The sequence below is a fragment of the Arthrobacter sp. H35-D1 genome (assembly GCF_030063185.1).
Lineage (GTDB): Bacteria > Actinomycetota > Actinomycetes > Actinomycetales > Micrococcaceae > Specibacter.
Genome location: NZ_JASISP010000016.1, coordinates 26,709 through 45,806 on the forward strand (window position 1 = coordinate 26,709; position 19,098 = coordinate 45,806).

Sequence of the window (19,098 nt, forward strand, 5' to 3'; positions counted from 1 at the left end):
CTTTAGCGTGCCGTGAACATTCTCGTGTTGGCTTCTTCGGCCTGCGCGTATTGTGTCGCGGCCGTGGACAGGGCGCCGTTGATGCTCTCAAGGGACGCCTCAACTTTCAGTTCCGTGGCGTGCCATTCCTGCAGCAGCGACTGAAAATTGGTGGCGGCCGCGCCCGTCCACGTGGACTGCAGGTCCATGAGGTTGCGCTTCATGGCGTCCACCTCCATGCGGATTCGGTCGACCGAGCCTCTGACGGCCGTGCTTTTGAGTGCAAGGTCGTCGCTGTTGACGTTGAACTGTGCCATGGGAAGGGTCCTGTCCGGGAGGTTGAAACTTCGGTGTGTGCCGCTGACAGTTTCCAGCCTAGGAGCCGTTCCATGAAGCCAACAGCCACCCGGAGGCAACAGTGGGCAAGCTAGGCTGCAGCCTCTCCTGTGGAGGAGTCCTCGCCATCGTCGGCGGTACCGTCGGGCTCCGGCTCCTGGTGTGGAAGTTCGATGGCCATGGTTGCGCCGCCGCCGGGAGTCTGCTCCAGCCGCACTGTTCCTTCATGTGAAGCCACAATCGCCGAGACAATGGCCAGGCCAAGTCCGCTGCCTCCGGTGTTTCTGTCGCGAGAGGAATCGGCACGGTAGAAGCGCTCAAACACGCGCGGGGCCTCCTCTTCGGAGATGCCCGGGCCATGGTCGCGGATCTTGATGACGGAGAATTTCTGTGTGCCCTCCGAGCGGGTGCCGACCACAATTTCAATGGGGGAACCCTCCGGTGTGTGGCGCAGTGCATTGCCCATGAGGTTGGCCACCACCTGCCGCAACTTTGCTTCGTCGCCAACCGTGGGTGCGGGCGTGCCCGGGCCACCCTCGCGTCCGACGACGACAAAGGTCCGCTCCGGTGCCGATGCCCGTGCATCCAGGACGGCATCGTGGCCGATGATCAGCAGGTCAACCAGTTTGAGCTGCAGCTGACGCTGCTCGTCGATCCGGGCCAGCATGAGCAGGTCCTCCACAAGCTCGCCCATGCGCTTGGCTTCGCTTTCAATCCTGCCCATCGCCGTGCCCACGTCCTCGGGTTTTTGCAAGGCGCCGTGTCGATAAAGCTCCGAGAAGCCTCGAATGGTCACAAGCGGGGTGCGCAGTTCATGGGACGCGTCGGCCACAAAGCGCCGCATGCGCTTCTCCGACGCCGTCCGGGCAGCAAAGGCATGCTCAATGTGGGCCAGCATGGTGTTCAGGGAGCCTGACAAGCGCCCCACCTCGGTGGCGGGGTTTTCAATGTCGACGCGTCGAGACAGGTCGCCGGCGGCAATCGCGGCTGCCGTCTTTTCCACCCGGCTCAAGGGCCTGAACGAGCGGGTGACCGTCCAGTACGCGATCATGGTCCCCAGGGTGATGGTGAGGATGGCGACGCCGGCAATGACCGCGGCCAGGCGTTGCATGGTGACGTTAAGATTTTCGTAGGGCAGCCCCACCACCACGTAGCCCACATATTCCGGACGGCTTTGGGTCAAGTCCGCCGGGCCGAAGTTGAACTTTTGCGGCGCGATGACGGTGACCCGCCAAGGCGCTCCGCCATCGGTGCTGGGTACCTTGAACTTCTTGCCGTTCAGTGCCTGCGCCTGCTCCATGGTGAAGGCGGGATAGACGGGCTTGTCCTTGCCTGAACGGTTTTGGTCCGCCAAACTGCCGTCGCCAAAATGGAAACCCACATAGTAGTCAAAGGCGAAGGGTGTTTGGCCGGTGTTTTGCGAATCCACTGTGCCCACCACAACGATGGACTGCTGGAAGGTGGACAGCTGCGTGTCCATCTGGTCTTCCAGGAAGGAATGCAGCAAGAGGAAAGTTGTGGATCCCAGCGCCAGCAACGACAGGCTCAGCAAGGCGCTGATGATGGCCACCAACTGTGAGCGCAGGGAGGCGTTTTTCCACAACTTAAGCAAGGCGATTAGCGCTTGTCGGCCGTTCGCAGCACGTAGCCCACGCCGCGCTTGGTCTGGATGAGGGCAGGCAGCGAGGCGTCAATGTCGACCTTGCGGCGCAGGTAGGAGATGTAGGACTCCACGATGGAGGCATCGCCGTTGAAGTCGTATTCCCACACATGGTCAAGGATCTGGGCCTTGGACAGCACGCGGTTGGGATTCAACATCAGGTAGCGCAGGAGCTTGAATTCAGTGGGGGAGAGTTCCACCGTCTTGCCCGCGCGGCGCACTTCATGGGCGTCGTCGTCGAGCTCCAAGTCGGCAACGCGCAACACGGCGTCGTCGTCTTCCATGGGTTGGGTGCGGCGCAGCACGGCACGTATGCGGGCTACGACCTCGTCCAGGCTGAACGGTTTGGTGACGTAGTCGTCGCCGCCCACTGTCAGTCCCGTGACTTTGTCCTCGGTGTCGTCGCGGGCGGTCAGGAACAGCACGGGGAAGTGCCGTCCGGCCGCGCGCAGGCGGCGGGTGACGGTAAATCCGTCCATGTCCGGGAGCATGACGTCCAAGACTGCCAAGTCGGGGTTGTGCTCCTCGGCTGCGGCCAGGGCCTCGCGGCCGTTGGCTGCTGCAACCACCTCAAACCCGGCGAAACGCAGGGAGGTGGAAAGGAGCTCGCGAATATTGGGCTCGTCGTCAACAACGAGCAGCTTTGCTTCAGGTCCTGTCTTCTTCACCATCACAGTCTCCGACCATTGGCTGGGAATATGCTGAATATTCCTTGGATAAGTACTGTCAGCTTACGCCCAGTCAGCTCCCAGCTGCTAGTACGGGACGCGAAATATTTCCTGCTGGACGTCCGGACCGGCGGATTCGGGCAGCACCAGCTTCTTCAAGAATCCCGTGTCGCCATTCGCCAGTGCCCAGCGCAGGAGTTCCGCACGCATCCCCTCCAACTCGGGGGCGTACCGGGCTTCCACAGCCAGATTCCGCTGCTCGCCCGGGTCGGCGGCAAGATCGTGCAGCTGTTCGCGGTGCCTTCCCCAGGAATACACCGTGTATTTCCATTGCCCCGCGATGATGGCACGGCCCGCCGTTCCTGTACCCGGCATGGCGGCGGCGTCGGCAAACACCGTCTCCACCACGACCGGCTCTTCCGACGGATTCAGCACGGACCCCGCAGCCAAGCCTTCCGGGGCCGGAATCCCGGCTAGTTCGCACAGGGTCGGCAACAGTCCCAGCACGGCGGGCACGGGTCGCTCCTCCACTTCCGCAGCCTGCCCCGGCACGTGGACAAGGAATGGCACGCGGATGCACTCCTGGTACAGGGCGGTCTTTTGGTTCCATGCGTGGGAGGCGTCGCCGTCGCCGTGGTCGCTGACAAGTACGACGGCGGTGCTCTCCAAATCGATCTCGTCCAGCAACTGGCCCATGCGCTTGTCGACGCGTTCCACGAGTGCGGAGTACGTGTGCCGGTAGTGGCGCCAGTCCTCCGGGGTATAGGAATTGCTGCCGTAGACCCTCGCCGCGAAGGCGCGCTCTGCGCCCAAGGCGTCGGGGGCAAAGGGTGCCGCCGTGAAGTTCGCTGGCAGGGGAGGGGTGTCTGCGAGGTCCGCGGCCGGCACCTTGCCGTAGGGCATGGCCTGGCCCCGGGCGTATTCACAAATGGTGTGGGGGTCGTCGAAGGAGGCGACCAGGAAGAAGGGGCGTTCGCCGTCGTTCCCGGCGCTGCCAGCGGGCCCGGTGCTGGTTGCCTTCGCGGTGCTGCCCACGTGACTGGCACGGTTCGCAAGCCACTGGTGGCACGCTTGCACCAATCCTTCGTCGCCGAAGGGATGGATCGCGGAGAAGCCGTCCGCGTCGGTGGCACTGGCCCGCAGGGCATGCCATTTGCCCGCATAGGCACAGTCGTAACCGGCGGCGCTGAACCAGTGTCCCAGCGATTCCGGGCCGTGACCGGGTTCTACGGCGGGAAAGGCGCCGGAGCTGGCGCCAAGACCTGCGTTGGACATGATGCCGAGCTGGTGTGGATATTTTCCCGTCACCATTGAGCTGCGGGCGGGCACACACAGTGGGAACGGCGTGTAGGCCTGGCTGAAATACGTGGAAGCCGCAACGAGGCGGTCAAGATTTGGCGTGTTGAAGTGGGCGTCGGTGGCCCGGCTGCGCTGCAGTGCGTGGGCGGCAAACTGATCTGCCATGACCAAGAGAATGTTCATGGTGTCTCCTTCATGCTGGCCCAGCCAATTCCTTCAGGGCATCTGCCCCGGTCCACTGTTGTCCGGCGGCGGCAAGTGCGGTTTCCAACGTTTTGGCGTGCTCGCGCACCAGCGCCGGATCCGTGATGTTGTGCAGTTCATAGGGATCCGCCACCAGGTCGTAAAGCTCGGTTGTCAGGCCGCCTGCAGGCTGGAATCGGGCGATGAACTTCGTGCTGCGTGATCTGATGCCGCGGATGTCCACATCGTCCGCATCGCGTGGGTAGTAAAAGTACAAGGCCGACTCCCCGGCTCCTGTGGGGGTGCCGGGCTCTCCCCGAAGCAAAGGCGCCAGGTCACGGCCCTGCATCTGGGCCGGAATGCCGGCCGAGAAGCCGAGCAACCCCAAAAGGGTTGGGGCGATGTCCACACTGGAGAGCACGGTGGTGGCAGCGGCTTCAGTGGACAATGCTCCCGGGCCGCGCATCACAAAGGGGATGCGCATGGACTCTTCGTAGGGCACATTTTTGTAGAGCAGCCCGTGGCTGCCCATCTGTTGCCCATGGTCGGAGGTGAAAATGACAAGGGTGTCCTCGGCCAGGCCGAGATCGTCGAGCGCGGCCAGTAGCCGCCCCACTTGGGCGTCGATGGCGTTGACGGCGGCGTAGTACAGCGGGGCGATGGCGGCAGCGTCCCGGCCCGTGTCAGAATCCACGTCCACGTTGGGCCGGTTGAGCAGCTCGGCGGGGGACAACCCGGCATAGCTGGTGTCATACCCCTCCGGGAGTTGGTCGAAGGGCTGGTGCGGCGGGTTCCAGGAAACCGCCAGAGCAAACGGCGCACCACCGGAAGTTGCGCCGGAACCGCCGGAGGCTGCGCCGGCAGCCCGGCGGAGGAAGTCCAGGGCCACGTCCGTTTCATGCGCGGCTGACCAACCTTGAACGTCCACCCGTTCATGCCGTTCGGCGTTCCCGGTCCAATAATGGGGGGAGAGGTGCTCATCGGAGCACCCGTAGGAATACCAAAAATCAAAGCCGTGGCGCCGGTCAAGGGGGGAGTAGGCATCCCAGTAGCGCCTGTCTTCCAAGGGTCCGGTGCCGTAGATCGCATCCGCCGGAACAGGTGCCTCGAGGTGCCACTTGCCAATGTAGCCGGTTCTGTATCCTACGTCCCTCAACACGGCAGCCCATGACGGGGCGTCGTGGTGCAGCCCAACACCCCAGGCGGCGGTTTCTGAGTTCACGTTGTGGGTGACTCCATTGGAGACAGGGTACTGCCCGCTCATCATCATGGCCCTGTGCGGGCTGCACACGGGATAGTTACTGACAGCGTTGGCCAAGGACACGCCGTCGGACGCCAGGGCATCCAAAAAGGGGGTGGAAACGGCATCGCCGCCCGGCTCCAGGCACATGGCCCGGAACTGGTCGGCGACGACAAACAACAAATTGGGATTGGTCCGCATGGGTGCTCTACTTGCCCATTCCCAAGGTCAGGCCCTCCGTGAGTCGGCGCCCGAGCCAAATGTAGATGACCAGCATGGGCAGGATCACGATGCATAGGCCGGCGAACAGTCCGCCCCAGTCGGCACCGGAGTAGGTCTGCTGCTGCACGAAGGAGATCAAGGCTACCGGCAGTGTGTACTTTTCGGTGCTCTGGAGCAGGGTCAGCGCCAGCAGGGTTTCATTCCAGCTCCCAACCACCAGCAGCACAAAGGCGGTGAGGATGCCGCCTTTGGCCAGGGGCAGTGTGACCTGGATAAAGGTGCGCAGGGCGGATGCGCCGTCGAGTGCAGCCGCTTCCTCCATTTCAAGAGGGAGACTGCGGAAGAAGGCCGTCAACAGGAAAACGGTGAACGGCAGCGACAAACCGATGTAGACCAAGTTCAAGCCAATCAAACTGTTGGTCAGGTGCACCTTGTCCAGCATGACAAAGAGCGGGATCAAGATGACCTGGGCTGGGATGCCCAGTCCAAGAATGAAGTACAGGCTCAGACCATCGGTGAGTCGGTTCTCCACCCGGCTGAGGTAGTAGGCGGCAGGTGCGGCAACGGCGACGCACACGAACGAGGACACTGCCGTGGTCAGAACACTGTTAACCGTGGCCAAGGCGAAACCGCTGACGTTCCAGGCCGTGGCGAAGTTGTCGAAGTTGAACGACGTTGGCAAGCCCCATGGGCTTTCCAAGATTGCATGGGTGTCGCGGAAGGCCTGCAGCACCGTCCAGACGAGCATGGCGATGAATAGCACCACCACCGCCCACAGAATAAAGACTCCGATGCTGCGGACCCAGTTGTGATCGGCCTGCAGGGCGGGACTGACGCCGCCACGGTTTCTTTTGCGACGGACCGGCGGTGGAGCAGCTTTCTTGGACGGGGAAGGGATAAGGGTTGTCATGAGGATTCCTTAGAACTCAATGGCGTCACGGCGCATGGCACGGCGCAGGAGCACCACCAGTACGGTAACCAAGGCCAAAGAAATGATGGCTGATGCTGTGGCGGCACCATAGGCCGGGGTGGACATGCCGGAGAATGCGGTGACGTAGGTGTACACGGCCACGGACCAGGTTTGGGTGGGTGGCAGGCCTGCACCGCTACTGCCGCCAAAGACCCAGATGATTTCGAAGATCTTCACTGAAGAGATAGTCCACAGCACGGCACAAGTGCCGAACACGTCCCAAGTTAGCGGCAGAATCACGTACCGCAGGCGCTGGAAGGCTGTTGCACCGGCAAGGGCGCAGTCTTCATAGAAGTACGGCGGAATCCGGTCCACACCGGCCATGATGATGGTGGTGAAGTAGCCCGTGGTGGTCAGCACCATGGTGGCCATGATCAGCGGAAAGATATTGTCCTGGGCCAGCCAAGCCGGCGGTTCCGTGACGCCCAGAGGCTTGAGCAGGCTGTTGACCATGCCCCCCGGGTTGAAGATGAAGCCGGCCAGGATGCCAAAGACAAGGGCATTGATCAGGTGAGGGAAGAAGATGACGTTGCGGGCGATCTTCTTTGCAGCCATGTCCCGAAGAACCAGCGTCATGGCAAAGGCCAGGATGAAGATTGCCGCACCCACCACGAACAACAGGAGCAGCGTGTTTCCGAAGGACTTCAGGAACAACGGGTCTTGGAAGACTTTAATGTAGTTCTTGATACCAACGAAGGTCATGGGGCCGGAACCGGCCCATTCGTTGAGGCTGATCCAAACCGCCGCTATCGTGGGGACGATGAACAACACGGTGTAGAAGAGAAAAGCCGGTCCGACGAACGGTACCAGAAGCTTGCGGCGCTGGCGTTCAATGCTGCTGCCGCCCCGGCCCTGCCCGGGCTTGAGAGCCGGAGCAGGGTTGCGACGGGTGCGCTTGAGAGTAGAGGCGGACATTAGCCCTGCGCCTTCCAGTAAGCGATGGTCTCCGACTTCATTTTGGAGACAAACTCGCCAGCGTCAATCTTTCCCAAGAACAACTGATCGTCGGTCGGGTTGAAGTTCTTCTCCAAGTAACCCGGAGCGGTGACACCGTCGTTGCCCAAGTAGATCTCCTCGGCGCCGTCAATGTTCTTCTTGAGTGCGGCGAGCTCCGGTGAAATGGCGGCATCAGCGCGGACGGGAAGGACCTTGGCTACGGTGCCCATGGCATCCTGGTTCTTCTTGGTCAACAGGAACGCAGCCAACTCCTGGGCGATGGCAGGGTTCTTTGCCTTCTTGGGAATGGCGAAGCCAGTGAAATCAGTGCGTGCCATGCTGGGCTGGCCGGCTACGGCCGGGTACGGGAAGGATGCATACTTGAATCCAGGCGAGGCATAGGTGCCAGTCTCCGTGGGGATCCAGGAGCCGTTGAAGAGCAGATCTGCCCCGCCGGTGGCCCAAGCCTGCTGCTGGGCAGGCCACTTGCTGGCGTTATAACCATCGATGAGGTAGTTGCCGTCGACGAGCTGCTGCACCGTTTTGGCTGCGGCCAGCACTGCGGGGGAGTCCCAGCCAGCGCCGGTCTTGTCCGTGACAATCTTGTTGAACGCACCGGGTCCCTCGCTGTGGACCAGTGCGCTGACGAACCAGTAGGCGCTGTAGCCGGAGATGTCACCGTCTGCAGCAATTGGTGTCTGCCCGGCGGCCTTTTCCTTGTCAAGGAGACTTATGAAGTCGTCCCAGGATGCCGGCGGGTTCGTCACCAGATCCGGGTTCTTTTCGGCGTCGAACCAGATGCCATCCGAAGTGAGGCTGTAAGGCACCATCCACGGTTGGCCGTCTTTGCCCTTGATGTTGCTCACGGCAGCGAACTTGGCGGGGATGAGCTCAGAGAGTTTCTTGCCGTCGATCTCGGTGTTGTAGGCATCCGTCATGGGGAGCGCCTGGCCGGTGCTGCCCAGTGCGATGTCAAGGTTGGCGTTGGAACCGTCAATGATGTCCGGGACATTGTTGGTGTTCAGTGCCGGAATGATCTTTTTCGTGTTGGTGCGGCCCTGCCACTGCACGTCAACCTTGTTGCCGGTCTCCTTTTCGAAGTCGGCGATGGCGCTTGCGAGTACCTTTTGCTGTGCCTCGCCGACCTTCCACATGGACCAGTACGTCACTGTACCGCCGTCCTTGGCACCGGCATCGTTGCCGCCACCACCGCCGCAGGCTGTCAGGGCCATGGATGCGCCGGCCAGGACGGCCAGCGTTCGTACGATTCGGGATTTAGTACTCATAAGTAGACACCTCGTGAAGTTGTTGTGCCGTAGGTCACGACTCAGTGACATGACTCAAACAGTTCGCGAAGATAGGAATCAAGGTGTATTTTCAAACTACTTGGAAAACGAGCGAAAATTTCAATGGTCAACCTCATGGGGAGACGAGGTGCAAGCGCGGCGGGCGCGACAAAATCGGAGCGCGGTACCTTTCAATTACACCTTTATTCATTACTTATTCATCTGTCATGCTCGTCACCGACGGGCTAGCAGAAAGGGCGCCGTGATCAGCCGAGCAAAATCCGGGACGGTGCGCGACACCGACTCCCGCGAACTAAAATTTCAGGCCTTGGCCGATGAGCTTCGTCGTGGCATTTTGGCCGGCACCTGGGCGGCCGGGGCTAAATTGCCCACCGAAGCCCAGCTTTCGGCCGAGACCGGAGTGTCGCTGACTACTGTCAGGCGGGCCTTCGACGAGCTTGTCCAGGAAGGGATCGTGGCTCGCCGGCAAGGGGCGGGAAGCTTTGTCTCCGAACGCCCGGTGGCGCGGCGGCGTACCCGGCTGAGGGTGGGCGTGCTGCTGCCGGACACGCAACTGTATTATCCGCGGGTCCTCAAGGGCATCGAAGAGACACTCTCGGCCCAGAATGTGGGCCTGCAATTGTCCACGTACAACTATGAGTCGGAGCGCGAGGATGCAAGCATCGACTTCCTCATTGATTCCGGTGTGGATGGGCTGATTTTGGTGCCCACCCTGAGCGGGATCGCTGATCCGCAGCAGCGGGTGCGGGATCTGGCGGCCCTGAATTTGCCAGTGGTCCTGTTGGAGCGCAGCTTGACGGACATGGGGCCCGGGGACCGCACGGAGCACGTGTGTTCGGACCACCAAGGCGGCGCGTACGACGCCGTCCGTCACCTTGTCGGCCTGGGCCACCGCAGGGTGGGACTGCTGATACGAAGCCATACCCCCACTGAGCCTGCCATTGTGGCCGGCTATGAACGCTGCGCCAAGGATTTGGGTTTTGCGCCATTGGTGCTTCCCGCGCAGAAGGAAGACTGGGAGTCGGGGGCCGCAGAGCAGCTGTTGGCCCAGCTGCGTGATGCCGGTATCACCGCCGCCTTGGTTTTCGGCGACAGGGAAGCGACATTTTTGGAGGCTGCCGCACGTCGGGCCGGGGTCAGGATCCCGGAGGACCTGGCCCTGGTGTCCTACGACGACGAATTGGCAGATCTCGCCGAAGTTCCCTTGACCGCCGTGGCCCCTGCCAAACACAGGATGGGGAAAATGGCAGCGGAAATCCTGCTCCGGCGTCTGGCGGAGGGCGACGATTGCCCCATCCACCAAGTGCGGCTCCGTCCGCGGCTGGTCATAAGAGAATCTTGCGGGGCCAAGAGGCAACCCGCGCAGCACGAAGAGGAATGAGTTCAAATGCGATTGGGAATTGTTGGCGCAGGCGCCGTGGCTGGTCTGCACGCGCAAGGTGCATCCGTGCTTGACGGCGTCGAGCTGAGTGCTGTCTGCGACCTGAAGGAAGAGGTTGCCGCCGCGGTGGCACAACCGTGGGGCGCTGCCGTCTTCACCGACTACAACGCCATGCTGGCAGCGGGAGTGGTGGATGCCGTTGTCATCAACACCCCGCACAGCCTGCACAAGGACATGGTGCTGGCCGCGGCCAAGCACGGCGTCCACGTCCTCGTGGAAAAACCCATGGCCACGACCCTTGCGGACTGCCTCCTGATGGAAAAGGCCTGTGCCAGCGCGAATGTGGTCATGGTGGTCGGCATGATCCAGCACTTCATGGCGGAAAAGATTGCGACGCAGGCCGCCTTGGCCACGGGGCAGCTGGGACGGGTGCTCATGATTCACGATTACCGCAGCACCGACTACCGTCCGGGCACCCGGCCCGACTGGTTCTTTGACAAGGCAGTTTCCGGCGGCGGGGCGTTCATCAACATTGGCGCACACTGCCTGGACCGCAGCCTCTGGCTGGGCGGTGCGCGCGCCGTGCGCATATCCGCTACCACGCTCAGCCGTTTCGGTGCGCCGGTGGAAACCGACGGAACCATGGAACTGCTGCTGGCCAACGGTGTCCAGCTGCGTGTCACGATCGTCTCCGACACACCCCGGAACATAGACGAGATGCTCGTGGTGTGCGAACGCGGCACAATCACCGTCGACCCGCGTCAGGGAACGTTCATGAAGATCGACGGCGAACGGACCACCCTGCACACCAGCTCCCCGGATGACATTCAGACCGCCTTCACGGCCCAGCTGGCCGATTTCGTCGCCGCCGTGGGCGGGGCCGAACCCGGCGTGAGCGGCGAACATGCCAAACACGTGGTGGAATTGGTGCTCGCCGCCTACGACTCCGTGTCCATGGGCACCGCTGTCGACCTATCAGACTCACCAATGTCCTCCCTGCAACCGACACGATGACGGGCCCCGAGCCCGACTGGGAACAGGCCCCGTTCACCGGATGGGGCCGCCAGCATTGGGAGGCGGCCGCCGACGAACAAATTGCTGCGGCCTGGCGGCATTCATCCCCCGGCGGCGCACAGGTGCGCTTTCCCAGTGAACGCGAGCAAGACGACGTCGACCTTCTGGAAGGCTTCGCCAGGACGTTCCTGCTGGCGGCACAGCGGCTGGCCGGAGCCCGGGGAAACCTTGGCGGGAGCATGTCCGAAACCGCCCAATGGTATGCCCGTGCCCTCGATGCCGGGACGGATCCGGAATCGGCAGAGCGCTGGCCCAGGCTCACCGACCATGGGCAAGCCACCGTTGAAGCCACAGCCGTGGTGCTGGGACTGCACTTTAGCCGCCCTTGGGTGTGGGACGCCGTGCCCCAGCGGGTTCGGGACAATACGGCGGCATGGCTGCAGGCCTCGGCACAATCGTTCGGTGCCGACAACAACCACGTCATGTTCGCCGCAACGATCCAAGCTTTTTTGGCTTCCGCCGGCTACGCCCACGACGCTGTCGGCATCGAGGCGGCACTGGCCAGGATTGAGGACTGGTACGTCGGCGACGGCTGGTATTCAGACGGTGAAGGAAGGCGGTTTGATCACTACAACGCCTGGACTTTCCACCTGTACCCCTTCTTCATTCTTGACATGCTTGCGGAGCCGGACAGCACCGGACGACGGCAGGTCTACAAGGACCGGCTGGCCCAGTTTGTGCACGGCTACAGCCATCTTTTTGGTGCCGACGGTGCGCCGCTGATCCAGGGCAGGTCGCTGATTTACCGCTGGGGTGTCGCTGCACCATTTTGGATGGCCCTGCGCGAAGGCGTCACAGCTGTTTCGCCCGGCCAAGCCCGCCGGCTTGCCTCCGGGACGCTGAAATACTTTCTTGACGGCGGCGCTGCCCCGGACGGCGTGCTCACCCTTGGCTGGCACGGGGCGGACAGCAGCATCCTGCAGTCTTACAACGCCCCCGGCTCACCGCAATGGGCTGCAAAGGGATTTTTTGGTCTCCTGCTGCCTCCCGACCATCCGGCCTGGACCGAGCCTGAGCAGCCCCTGCCCGTGGAGCAGGGCGATTTCACCCTGCCGCTGGCCGGGCCCGGATGGTTCGCGGTCGGCACCCGGGAAACTGGAACTGTCAGGGTGCTCAATGCCGGAACTGACGGGCACCCGCAAAAGGACGGCCCCCTCTACCGGCGCCTGGCATTTTCCACTGCCACCGTCCCGTGGCTGGGACAACCCCCGGGCGTCCGCGACAATGACATCCACGTGCCGGGTCCCGGCGGCGGAAGCCGGCACCGCGGATTGCTGGGCGGCAGCGTGCGGCCCGGCGGCGGCGCCAGCACCTTTGTCCTGGATGCCAACGGCCGCGATGTCAGGGTGCAGTCCTCCTTTGCCGTGATCGACGGCGTTGAAGTGCGGGCCGCGAAGCTCACCGGCGTCGTGGGGCTGACCCCTGCCATCTCCGGATACCTGAGCAGCGCAAACGAGGCACTGCACAGCCGCGCGGAGCCGGGCGCCGCCGAGGCCGGCTCCGCGCCGGGCACCCAGTCGAGCCTGCTCCTGCTGGACAGCAGCGGTGAAGCACGGGCACGTGTGGTTCACGGCGGAGCCACCATCCTTGGCACGTGCTCGGCGATGCCTGTTCTTGACTGGCTGCCGCTGCGTTCCAACGAACTTCGGGTGCTCTACCTGGTGGGCCTTGAAGTGTCCCTGGCCGGACTGCAGGACTTCGCCGTACGGCTTCACTGGGAGTGGGCGCCGGACGGGGTGCAGCTGCTTGTCGACGAGCAGCACGTGGTATTGCCGTGGCAGCGAAAAACGCCCTGGCTGGCCGATTCGATCAACCAGGGCGTTTTCCGTTGGGAACCACCCAAAGACTAGCGGTGCAGTTCGAAGACGGCTGTGCCTCCCACCAGCCCGGCCGTGGAAACGGTGATCACCGTGTTTCCGAAGCTGTCAGAGCCTAAGGTGGCTCCGGTGCCGGAGGTGATGCGCCGGTACTTGAGGCCCTTGAGCGTCACGGAGATGCTCTCGGCAGCCTGGGTGGGATCGGAAACGGCCAAGCTGCCGTGGCCGGGATTGCCTTCCCATTGGACACACGCAGCCTTGTCCGCAGAGACGGGTCCCACCGTTCCGGCTTGCCAAAACACTGCGGCAACGGCGTTCTTTCCCAGCTCCACACCCTGGCCCACGGCGTCGTTGCGCAGCACTTTCGGTGCGTCCTTGCGGGCGGCCTTTTCCGTCTGCTTGGCTGAAGCACCGGGCAGCAGCGCATAGGCATAGGACGCGGCGACTGGTGCGGCACCGTGCTCAAAGAGCAGAGTTGCATACTGCCGGCTGACGACGTCGGGCGTTCCACCGGTGTTGATGTCCTTCCACGCGCCCGTGCGCTGCTCGCGCAAGACAGTGACCTCCTCCTTGCCGAGCAGGAGGTAGCCCCCGGTCCCTTCCACGTGCGCCCACTTCGCGTGACGGTAACGCACAGGGATTCCTGCCGCAGCGGTGTGCAGGTTGCCATCGACAGTCATTGGCTGCCCGCCGTCGGCTCCCAAGTTGCGGTGTTCCATGACGCTTTCGACGGCGGCGCTGCTGGCGGTGTGGATGTCGGCGCCCAACGCCACCATCATGTCCTCAGTGTAGAACCAGGCCTTTCGGGCTTGCAGTCCTGTTCCGCCCGGGCCGATCAGGTGCATGCCGACGGTGCCGGTTCCGTCCAGGGTGAGCCCGCCGGTCCACTCGTTTTGTGGTGTTCTGCCACCCCATTCGCCTTCCACCTTCGGTGGCAGCGGAGTGGTGTCCGCGGTGATGCCCGGCAGGCGGGCGAGGTTTGCGGTGGGCCAGAAGTCGTCGTCGAAGTGTCCCTGGTCGCCGGCGTAGAGGTAGGCCATGCCGGAACCGGTCTGTGCACCAAGGTTGTTCTCGCCGTTGCCGCATTCGTACCAGGTGGTCCGGCGGCTGGACAGCCCCAGGGCCACAGCCCATCCCTTGCCCCGGTAGACCGAGCGGTCCATGCCCGGGAAGAAGCTGTGCCCCAGTGGTTCGGGCGCGGCGGGGACTGTTGAAGCGGAGAGTTCCTTGAACAGTGCCGTGCGTGGGATGGACGCGCCGGTCAGGGGGTTGCTGTACTTGTTGCGTGTCACCGCGCCCTTGCACAACGCCCGCCACCGGGCGGCGGTGGGCGCATCCACGGCACGGGCCAGCCACAGGATGGCCTCGAGGGTGGCGGTCCCGTCGTCGAAGCCGCGTTCCTGGGTCCGTGAGATGGCCCGCCCGCGGACGGAGTCCATCATCAACCCGTTGTGCAGGAACGGGGCAAAGGAATCCTCCACGGTGTCGAACAGGATGCTCCGTGTTGGGTCGCTCACAGCGTGGTCGGATCCGCCCAGCAGTGAAAAGAGTTTCGCCAGCCCGCCAAGGAGCACCACCCCGTAGGTGCCGGTGTAGGGAATAGTGGTGTGCTGGACAAAGGAGCCGTCGGTGTAGAAGCCGTTGCCGGAGGTGACGTACTGCCACACGGGGCTCAGTGCCGTGATGGCTGCGGCAAGTCGAGAGGTGTCGTTGCCGACGATGGAACGGACGATGATCGCCTGGCAGATGTCCACCCTGTTGGCGCCTTCGGAGCGGATCTTGCCGCGGGAGTCCGGGAACTGTTTTGTGGGGTCCGGGATGAAGTGGTCGATGGCTGCGGTGTACTTGGTCAGTAGTGCCGCGTCGACGTTGTTGCCCAGGATGGCGAGGGTGTCCGTCAGGGCCTTGGGGGTGCCGATCTCCCAAGCCCACCAGTTGCCGTATTCGGCCTGCTCGGCGTTGTATACGTACGTATTGCCGTCCTCCAGCGCCCCGATGATCTGGCTCAGCAGCGTTGCGTCGCCCAAGTATTTGGAGCTGGGGGTGGCCCAGGCAGTGGCCATCTGTGCCAGTCGCTGGTAGGTGGTGACAATTTTCGCTTCCTTCGCGAACGGTGCGTCGGTGAAGACGCCCGGCTGGCCGGGCCGTGGGGCCAAAAGTGAGACGGACTTCGCCACGGCCCTGTCCAGTCTGGCGATGGCCGCTGCGAAGTCGGGATCGGCCGGGTCGATCAGCTTGCGGCCGGTAATTTGATCCACCCAGCGTTCCCGCAGGGCGTCAAGGTCGCTTGGGGCTGCTGTTTCGGCGGCCTGGGCCATGGGGGTGAAGCCCGCAGCGAGCAGGCCCGCAAAAGTGAGGGCGCCTGCACCCTGAAAGATGTGTCGTCGGGATAGTTCATGCGTCATTGCAGAAGTCCTTTGCTTGTTCGCAGCCGGCCGAGATGCCGGATGCGTGGGTTGCTTCGCAGTCAAGAGCACCCATGGGAAAGGAATAAAGCACTACTTCCCAACACCGTCCTGATGGACAAAGTTCTGGACACTATCACCGTAGTTTGCGCGAAAGGGGGCACGCAAAACGTCATCTTCGGATGGAACACGAATTGGTACTTGAATCATATTTTACTGAGGATGTGTACTGAATCACATTCGTTTACCAGGAGTGTTATCAGGAAGAGGATCCACATGACCCGCCCACCCATGGAAATCAGCCGTCGCGGACTGCTCACTGTTGCAGCAGCCGGCGCGGTCACCATCGCCGTCGTTCCGTTGTCGCCGGCGAATGCCGACACCCTTGCCATGCAGAAGACCTCGCCATCGACGACACCGACGCCCACAACCGAACCCCCCACAACGTTGGCGGAGCTGGAAGCCAACGCGATGGCCCTCAAGCCGCCGGTATTCCTGCTGGAGACCACAATTCCTTCGCAGTTCAAAACCAATGACAAGTCACCGTTGAGCATTGTTTCCGACGTGAACCACACAGGCAATTCCAGCCTGCGCTGGGACTACAAGTCCCGTTCCACGCTTAGCGTGAAGGCGCCGCTGGGGATTGTGCCTCCCTCGGGCGCTTCCGGCGGCAACGGTGCAGACATCGGTTACGACGTGAACACCTTGGCGTTCTGGGTGTACCAGTCCAAGGCTTCCTCCGGAAAACTGCGCATCGAGGCGGGGCGCGGCCAGCGCACAGACGCCTGGTGTGAGATGAACCTGAACTTCACCGGGTGGCGGACAGCCTGGATTCGCTATCAGGACATGAAGGGGAAGGCCCGGGCGGACATGGACACGCTGCGCTTCGTGGCGCCGTCCAGTGCGGGTACGCTCCACCTCGACCAGCTGATCGTCAACCGACCGCTGCGATCGAACTTCCCGACCCCTGACCGGCAGGTGCCGTTCGTCAACCCGGGCGTCCACACGGATCCGAACCAGCACTGGCAGGACCTACTTTGGTTCTCCGAGCAGGCCGCAAAGCCCCTGCCGATGCCGACTCCGACCGCGGCGCAGCTGGCCGACCTCGCAGCAGTGAAGGAGGCGTTCAACGCCACCGTCCGCAAACAGGTGGCTGTAACGGCGGTTTCCGTTGATGTGCTCGTGGCGAAAATTGACTCGCTGGGGGTGCCGCAGGCCGGAGTGTTCGGCGGTGGAAAGCCGATCAACGGCTACCAGACGTCAATCTACCCGCCGGTCATCGCCGCAGACATAAACCGGCTGGCGCCAACAATTGGGTTGCGGCCCTTCACCGACCAGATGTATGCGGTTGCCTCGGCCTACGACTCGACGGCGGACGCGGCACTGCAGGGGCGGCTGGCCGACTTGTATGTGCGCTTGCTCGACTATTTCTATGACCAGGGATGGACCGACGGCAGTGTCCAGGGGACGATTCACCACCTGGGTTATCAGAACCGGGGATTCTACAATTCGGTGTGGTTGATGCGGGACCTGCTGGCCTCGCGCGGGCGGTTGGTTGATGTGCGGGCAACCCTCCACTGGATGGTGGGTCTGGGTAAGTTCCGGGTGGGGACGGGCGACGCCAATCTGTTCTACAACGGCATTTTCGACATCATCAACACCACGCTGATGGGCTTGCTGGGCAGCGTTTTGATCGCTGACGGCGAGACGGCCCAGGTGGCAAATCTGAGTCTGCTGCAGAATTGGTTCAACAACGCCATTAAACCCTCGCCCGGTATCCAGGGCGGATTCAAGCCCGACTTCGCCACCTTCCACCACATGGGCCACTACCCGGCCTATGCGCGGGACGGGCTTAACGGCGGTTCGCCGGCGCTTGCCGTGCTCGCCGGTACCGGCTTTGCCATCTCCCAGGAGTCGCACGAGCGGTGGAACCAAGCTCTGCTGGCAATGCGATTCTATTCCAACAAAACCAACTTCCCGTTGAGCTTGTCCAATCGCCACCCAACGGGGACCGATTCGCTGAGTCTCAACTGCTACCAGACGATGACCTTGGCGGGCAGCCCGGATGGCAAACACGAGCTGGACCCGGTCATAGGCGCGGCGTTCCTGCGACTGTTGCCGGCCAAGCCCTTCTCGGCGCAGCTTGCAGTGGCGAAACAGCTGGCGGCCGCCGGTGTGGTTGCGGAGCCGGACCCGAGCGGCTGCCAAGTGATGAACCACGCAGCACTCGTCTCGCACCGTCGGGACAACTGGCTGGTGTCCGTGCGCGGACACAACCGCTACCTGTGGTCCACGGAGATGTATGGAGGCTCCAACGAGTACGGCCGCTACATCACCTATGGCCACGTGCAGGTGATGAGCGGCGGTGATCCCGTGAGCAATACCGACTCGGGCTTTGTTCAGCCTGGCTGGGACTGGAACCGGTTCCCGGGCACCACCGCGATCCAGCTGCCATTTGAGCAGTTGAACACGACCATCAACCCCTTGGGCGAGGAGATGTTGCTGACCGACCAACGGTTGGGCGGCGGTGGCACGATCGGCGGTAAAAACGGCGCGTTCTTGATGAGCCTGCATGAGAGCGCCGTGTACGACGGTTCGTTCCATGCCCGCAAGTCGGTGTTCATGTTTGACAACAGGGTGGTGGCCCTGGGCAGTGGGATTGAGAACCACGACCGCAAGCACAGCACACAAACGACGTTGTTCCAGTGCCACTTGGCCAATACGTCCGTGCCGACGCAGGACTCACGGGTCGGGGCGATCGCCTCGGTGCCTTACAACAACACCGAGAAGCTGCATCACGACCCGGTGTGGCTCGTGGATCCGCAGAACGTGGGCTACTACGTGCCCGGCGGGCAGCAGCTGGTGGTTTCCCGCGCAGTGCAGACCGCGCCGGACCAGGGTGCCAAGACGGAGGGCACGCTGCCGTATGCAACCGCGGTCATTGACCACGGGAACAAGCCGAAGCGCGGGACCTACGAGTATTCGATGGTGGTGGGTGCCACGGCAGAGTCGATGGCCTCCTTCACAGCGGACATGGGCCAGCGCGACAAGGCGGCGTACAAGGTGCTTCGGCATGATGACACGGCGCACGTGGTGCAGGACCGGGCCACCGGAATCACTGCGCACGCCGTGTTCGAAGCTGCAAAGAAGCTCACCGACGGTGTGGTGAAGGCGGTTGATACTCCCTCGGTGGTGCTGGTCCAACCCGACGGGGCCGAGCTGGTCCTGTCAGTGACGGACCCGGACCTGCGGTTCTACAACGGCAAGGACAAGTCCGACCCGGCCCAGTCGCCGTTCGGAGTGCCGTGGCGCGGATCGCCCAGCCAGGGCAGCAAGATCACGGTTGAACTGGAAGGTCGATGGAAGTCCGGTACTGATGGTGTGAAGGCGAACGTCGGCCACAACACCACCCAGATCACAGTGAACTGCGCGGATGGCCTGCCGACCGAATTGCGCCTGACCAAGGCCTAGCACGTCCGGCACATCAGGATGGGGCCGGCAGCTGGATGCTGCCGGCCACATCCGTGCAAAAAATCGATATAGCCACACAAAATAGTCAGCATTGGACCCAGATGAACATCATGAAACCTCCAGGCAACAGCGAGACGTGGCAGCGGCCAT

13 protein-coding genes are annotated in these 19,098 nt (G+C 62.8%); 4 read left to right on the top strand and 9 right to left on the bottom strand.

Annotated features, from left to right (window positions below):
* Positions 1 to 2: 2 nt before the first annotated feature.
* The 8 genes from QMG25_RS14510 to QMG25_RS14545 all read right to left on the bottom strand — a co-directional run bounded on the left by QMG25_RS14510 (position 3) and on the right by QMG25_RS14545 (position 8,779).
* Positions 3 to 296: a WXG100 family type VII secretion target gene (locus QMG25_RS14510; RefSeq protein WP_283461417.1), complete on the bottom strand. Its 294-nt coding sequence runs from the start codon at positions 294 to 296 to the stop codon at positions 3 to 5.
* A gap of 110 nt (positions 297 to 406) precedes the next feature.
* Entirely contained in the window at positions 407 to 1,927 is a 1,521-nt protein-coding gene (locus tag QMG25_RS14515) for a sensor histidine kinase (RefSeq protein WP_283461419.1), read from the bottom strand.
* 5 nt (positions 1,928 to 1,932) lie between these two features.
* Positions 1,933 to 2,643, bottom strand: coding sequence for a response regulator transcription factor (locus QMG25_RS14520; protein WP_283461523.1), 711 nt, complete (start codon positions 2,641 to 2,643; stop codon positions 1,933 to 1,935).
* Positions 2,644 to 2,730: 87 nt separating this feature from the next.
* A complete protein-coding gene (locus QMG25_RS14525) occupies positions 2,731 to 4,125 on the bottom strand; it encodes a sulfatase family protein (RefSeq protein WP_283461420.1) in 1,395 nt (464 codons plus the stop codon).
* A 10-nt stretch (positions 4,126 to 4,135) separates the two neighbouring features.
* Complete coding sequence (locus QMG25_RS14530; protein ID WP_283461422.1) at positions 4,136 to 5,566, bottom strand: sulfatase family protein; 1,431 nt, start codon at positions 5,564 to 5,566, stop codon at positions 4,136 to 4,138.
* 7 nt (positions 5,567 to 5,573) lie between these two features.
* Entirely contained in the window at positions 5,574 to 6,497 is a 924-nt protein-coding gene (locus QMG25_RS14535; RefSeq protein WP_283461424.1) for a carbohydrate ABC transporter permease, read from the bottom strand.
* 9 nt (positions 6,498 to 6,506) lie between these two features.
* Positions 6,507 to 7,472: a carbohydrate ABC transporter permease gene (locus tag QMG25_RS14540; RefSeq protein ID WP_283461426.1), complete on the bottom strand. Its 966-nt coding sequence runs from the start codon at positions 7,470 to 7,472 to the stop codon at positions 6,507 to 6,509.
* Positions 7,472 to 8,779, bottom strand: a complete 1,308-nt coding sequence (locus QMG25_RS14545; protein WP_283461428.1) for an ABC transporter substrate-binding protein — start codon at positions 8,777 to 8,779, stop codon at positions 7,472 to 7,474. Before QMG25_RS14545 ends, QMG25_RS14540 begins: the two co-directional genes overlap by 1 nt.
* Positions 8,780 to 9,041: 262 nt before the next feature.
* Here QMG25_RS14545 and QMG25_RS14550 point away from each other — a divergent pair, with 262 nt between their 5' ends.
* From QMG25_RS14550 to QMG25_RS14560, 3 genes are read left to right on the top strand one after another with little or no spacing between them, the layout of a single operon-like run.
* Positions 9,042 to 10,181 carry a GntR family transcriptional regulator gene (locus tag QMG25_RS14550; RefSeq protein ID WP_283461430.1) on the top strand — a complete coding sequence of 380 codons (1,140 nt, stop codon included), beginning with the start codon at positions 9,042 to 9,044 and terminating at the stop codon, positions 10,179 to 10,181.
* Positions 10,182 to 10,187: 6 nt separating this feature from the next.
* Positions 10,188 to 11,195 (top strand): Gfo/Idh/MocA family protein, encoded by a 1,008-nt coding sequence (locus QMG25_RS14555; protein WP_283461432.1) that lies wholly within the window; start codon positions 10,188 to 10,190, stop codon positions 11,193 to 11,195.
* Positions 11,192 to 13,105: a DUF2264 domain-containing protein gene (locus tag QMG25_RS14560; RefSeq protein ID WP_283461435.1), complete on the top strand. Its 1,914-nt coding sequence runs from the start codon at positions 11,192 to 11,194 to the stop codon at positions 13,103 to 13,105. Before QMG25_RS14555 ends, QMG25_RS14560 begins: the two co-directional genes overlap by 4 nt.
* Here the strand turns inward: QMG25_RS14560 and QMG25_RS14565 are convergent.
* A complete protein-coding gene (locus tag QMG25_RS14565) occupies positions 13,102 to 15,477 on the bottom strand; it encodes a polysaccharide lyase 8 family protein (RefSeq protein ID WP_283461437.1) in 2,376 nt (791 codons plus the stop codon). The genes QMG25_RS14560 and QMG25_RS14565 overlap by 4 nt on opposite strands.
* Before the next feature lie 276 nt (positions 15,478 to 15,753).
* Between QMG25_RS14565 and QMG25_RS14570 the strand changes: the two genes are divergently transcribed.
* A complete protein-coding gene (locus QMG25_RS14570) occupies positions 15,754 to 18,948 on the top strand; it encodes a chondroitinase family polysaccharide lyase (RefSeq protein ID WP_283461439.1) in 3,195 nt (1,064 codons plus the stop codon).
* Positions 18,949 to 19,098 lie beyond the last annotated feature (150 nt).

What these genes read in the sequence shown, in the direction of transcription:
- QMG25_RS14510 (WP_283461417.1), bottom strand. Translation starts at nt 296, where the DNA reads ATGGCACAGTTCAACGTCAACAGCGACGACCTTGCACTCAAAAGCACG.
- QMG25_RS14525 (WP_283461420.1), bottom strand. Translation starts at nt 4,125, where the DNA reads ATGAACATTCTCTTGGTCATGGCAGATCAGTTTGCCGCCCACGCACTG.
- QMG25_RS14530 (WP_283461422.1), bottom strand. Translation starts at nt 5,566, where the DNA reads ATGCGGACCAATCCCAATTTGTTGTTTGTCGTCGCCGACCAGTTCCGG.
- QMG25_RS14535 (WP_283461424.1), bottom strand. Translation starts at nt 6,497, where the DNA reads ATGACAACCCTTATCCCTTCCCCGTCCAAGAAAGCTGCTCCACCGCCG.
- QMG25_RS14540 (WP_283461426.1), bottom strand. Translation starts at nt 7,472, where the DNA reads ATGTCCGCCTCTACTCTCAAGCGCACCCGTCGCAACCCTGCTCCGGCT.
- QMG25_RS14545 (WP_283461428.1), bottom strand. Translation starts at nt 8,779, where the DNA reads ATGAGTACTAAATCCCGAATCGTACGAACGCTGGCCGTCCTGGCCGGC.
- QMG25_RS14555 (WP_283461432.1), top strand. Translation starts at nt 10,188, where the DNA reads ATGCGATTGGGAATTGTTGGCGCAGGCGCCGTGGCTGGTCTGCACGCG.
- QMG25_RS14560 (WP_283461435.1), top strand. Translation starts at nt 11,192, where the DNA reads ATGACGGGCCCCGAGCCCGACTGGGAACAGGCCCCGTTCACCGGATGG.
- QMG25_RS14565 (WP_283461437.1), bottom strand. Translation starts at nt 15,477, where the DNA reads ATGACGCATGAACTATCCCGACGACACATCTTTCAGGGTGCAGGCGCC.
- QMG25_RS14570 (WP_283461439.1), top strand. Translation starts at nt 15,754, where the DNA reads ATGACCCGCCCACCCATGGAAATCAGCCGTCGCGGACTGCTCACTGTT.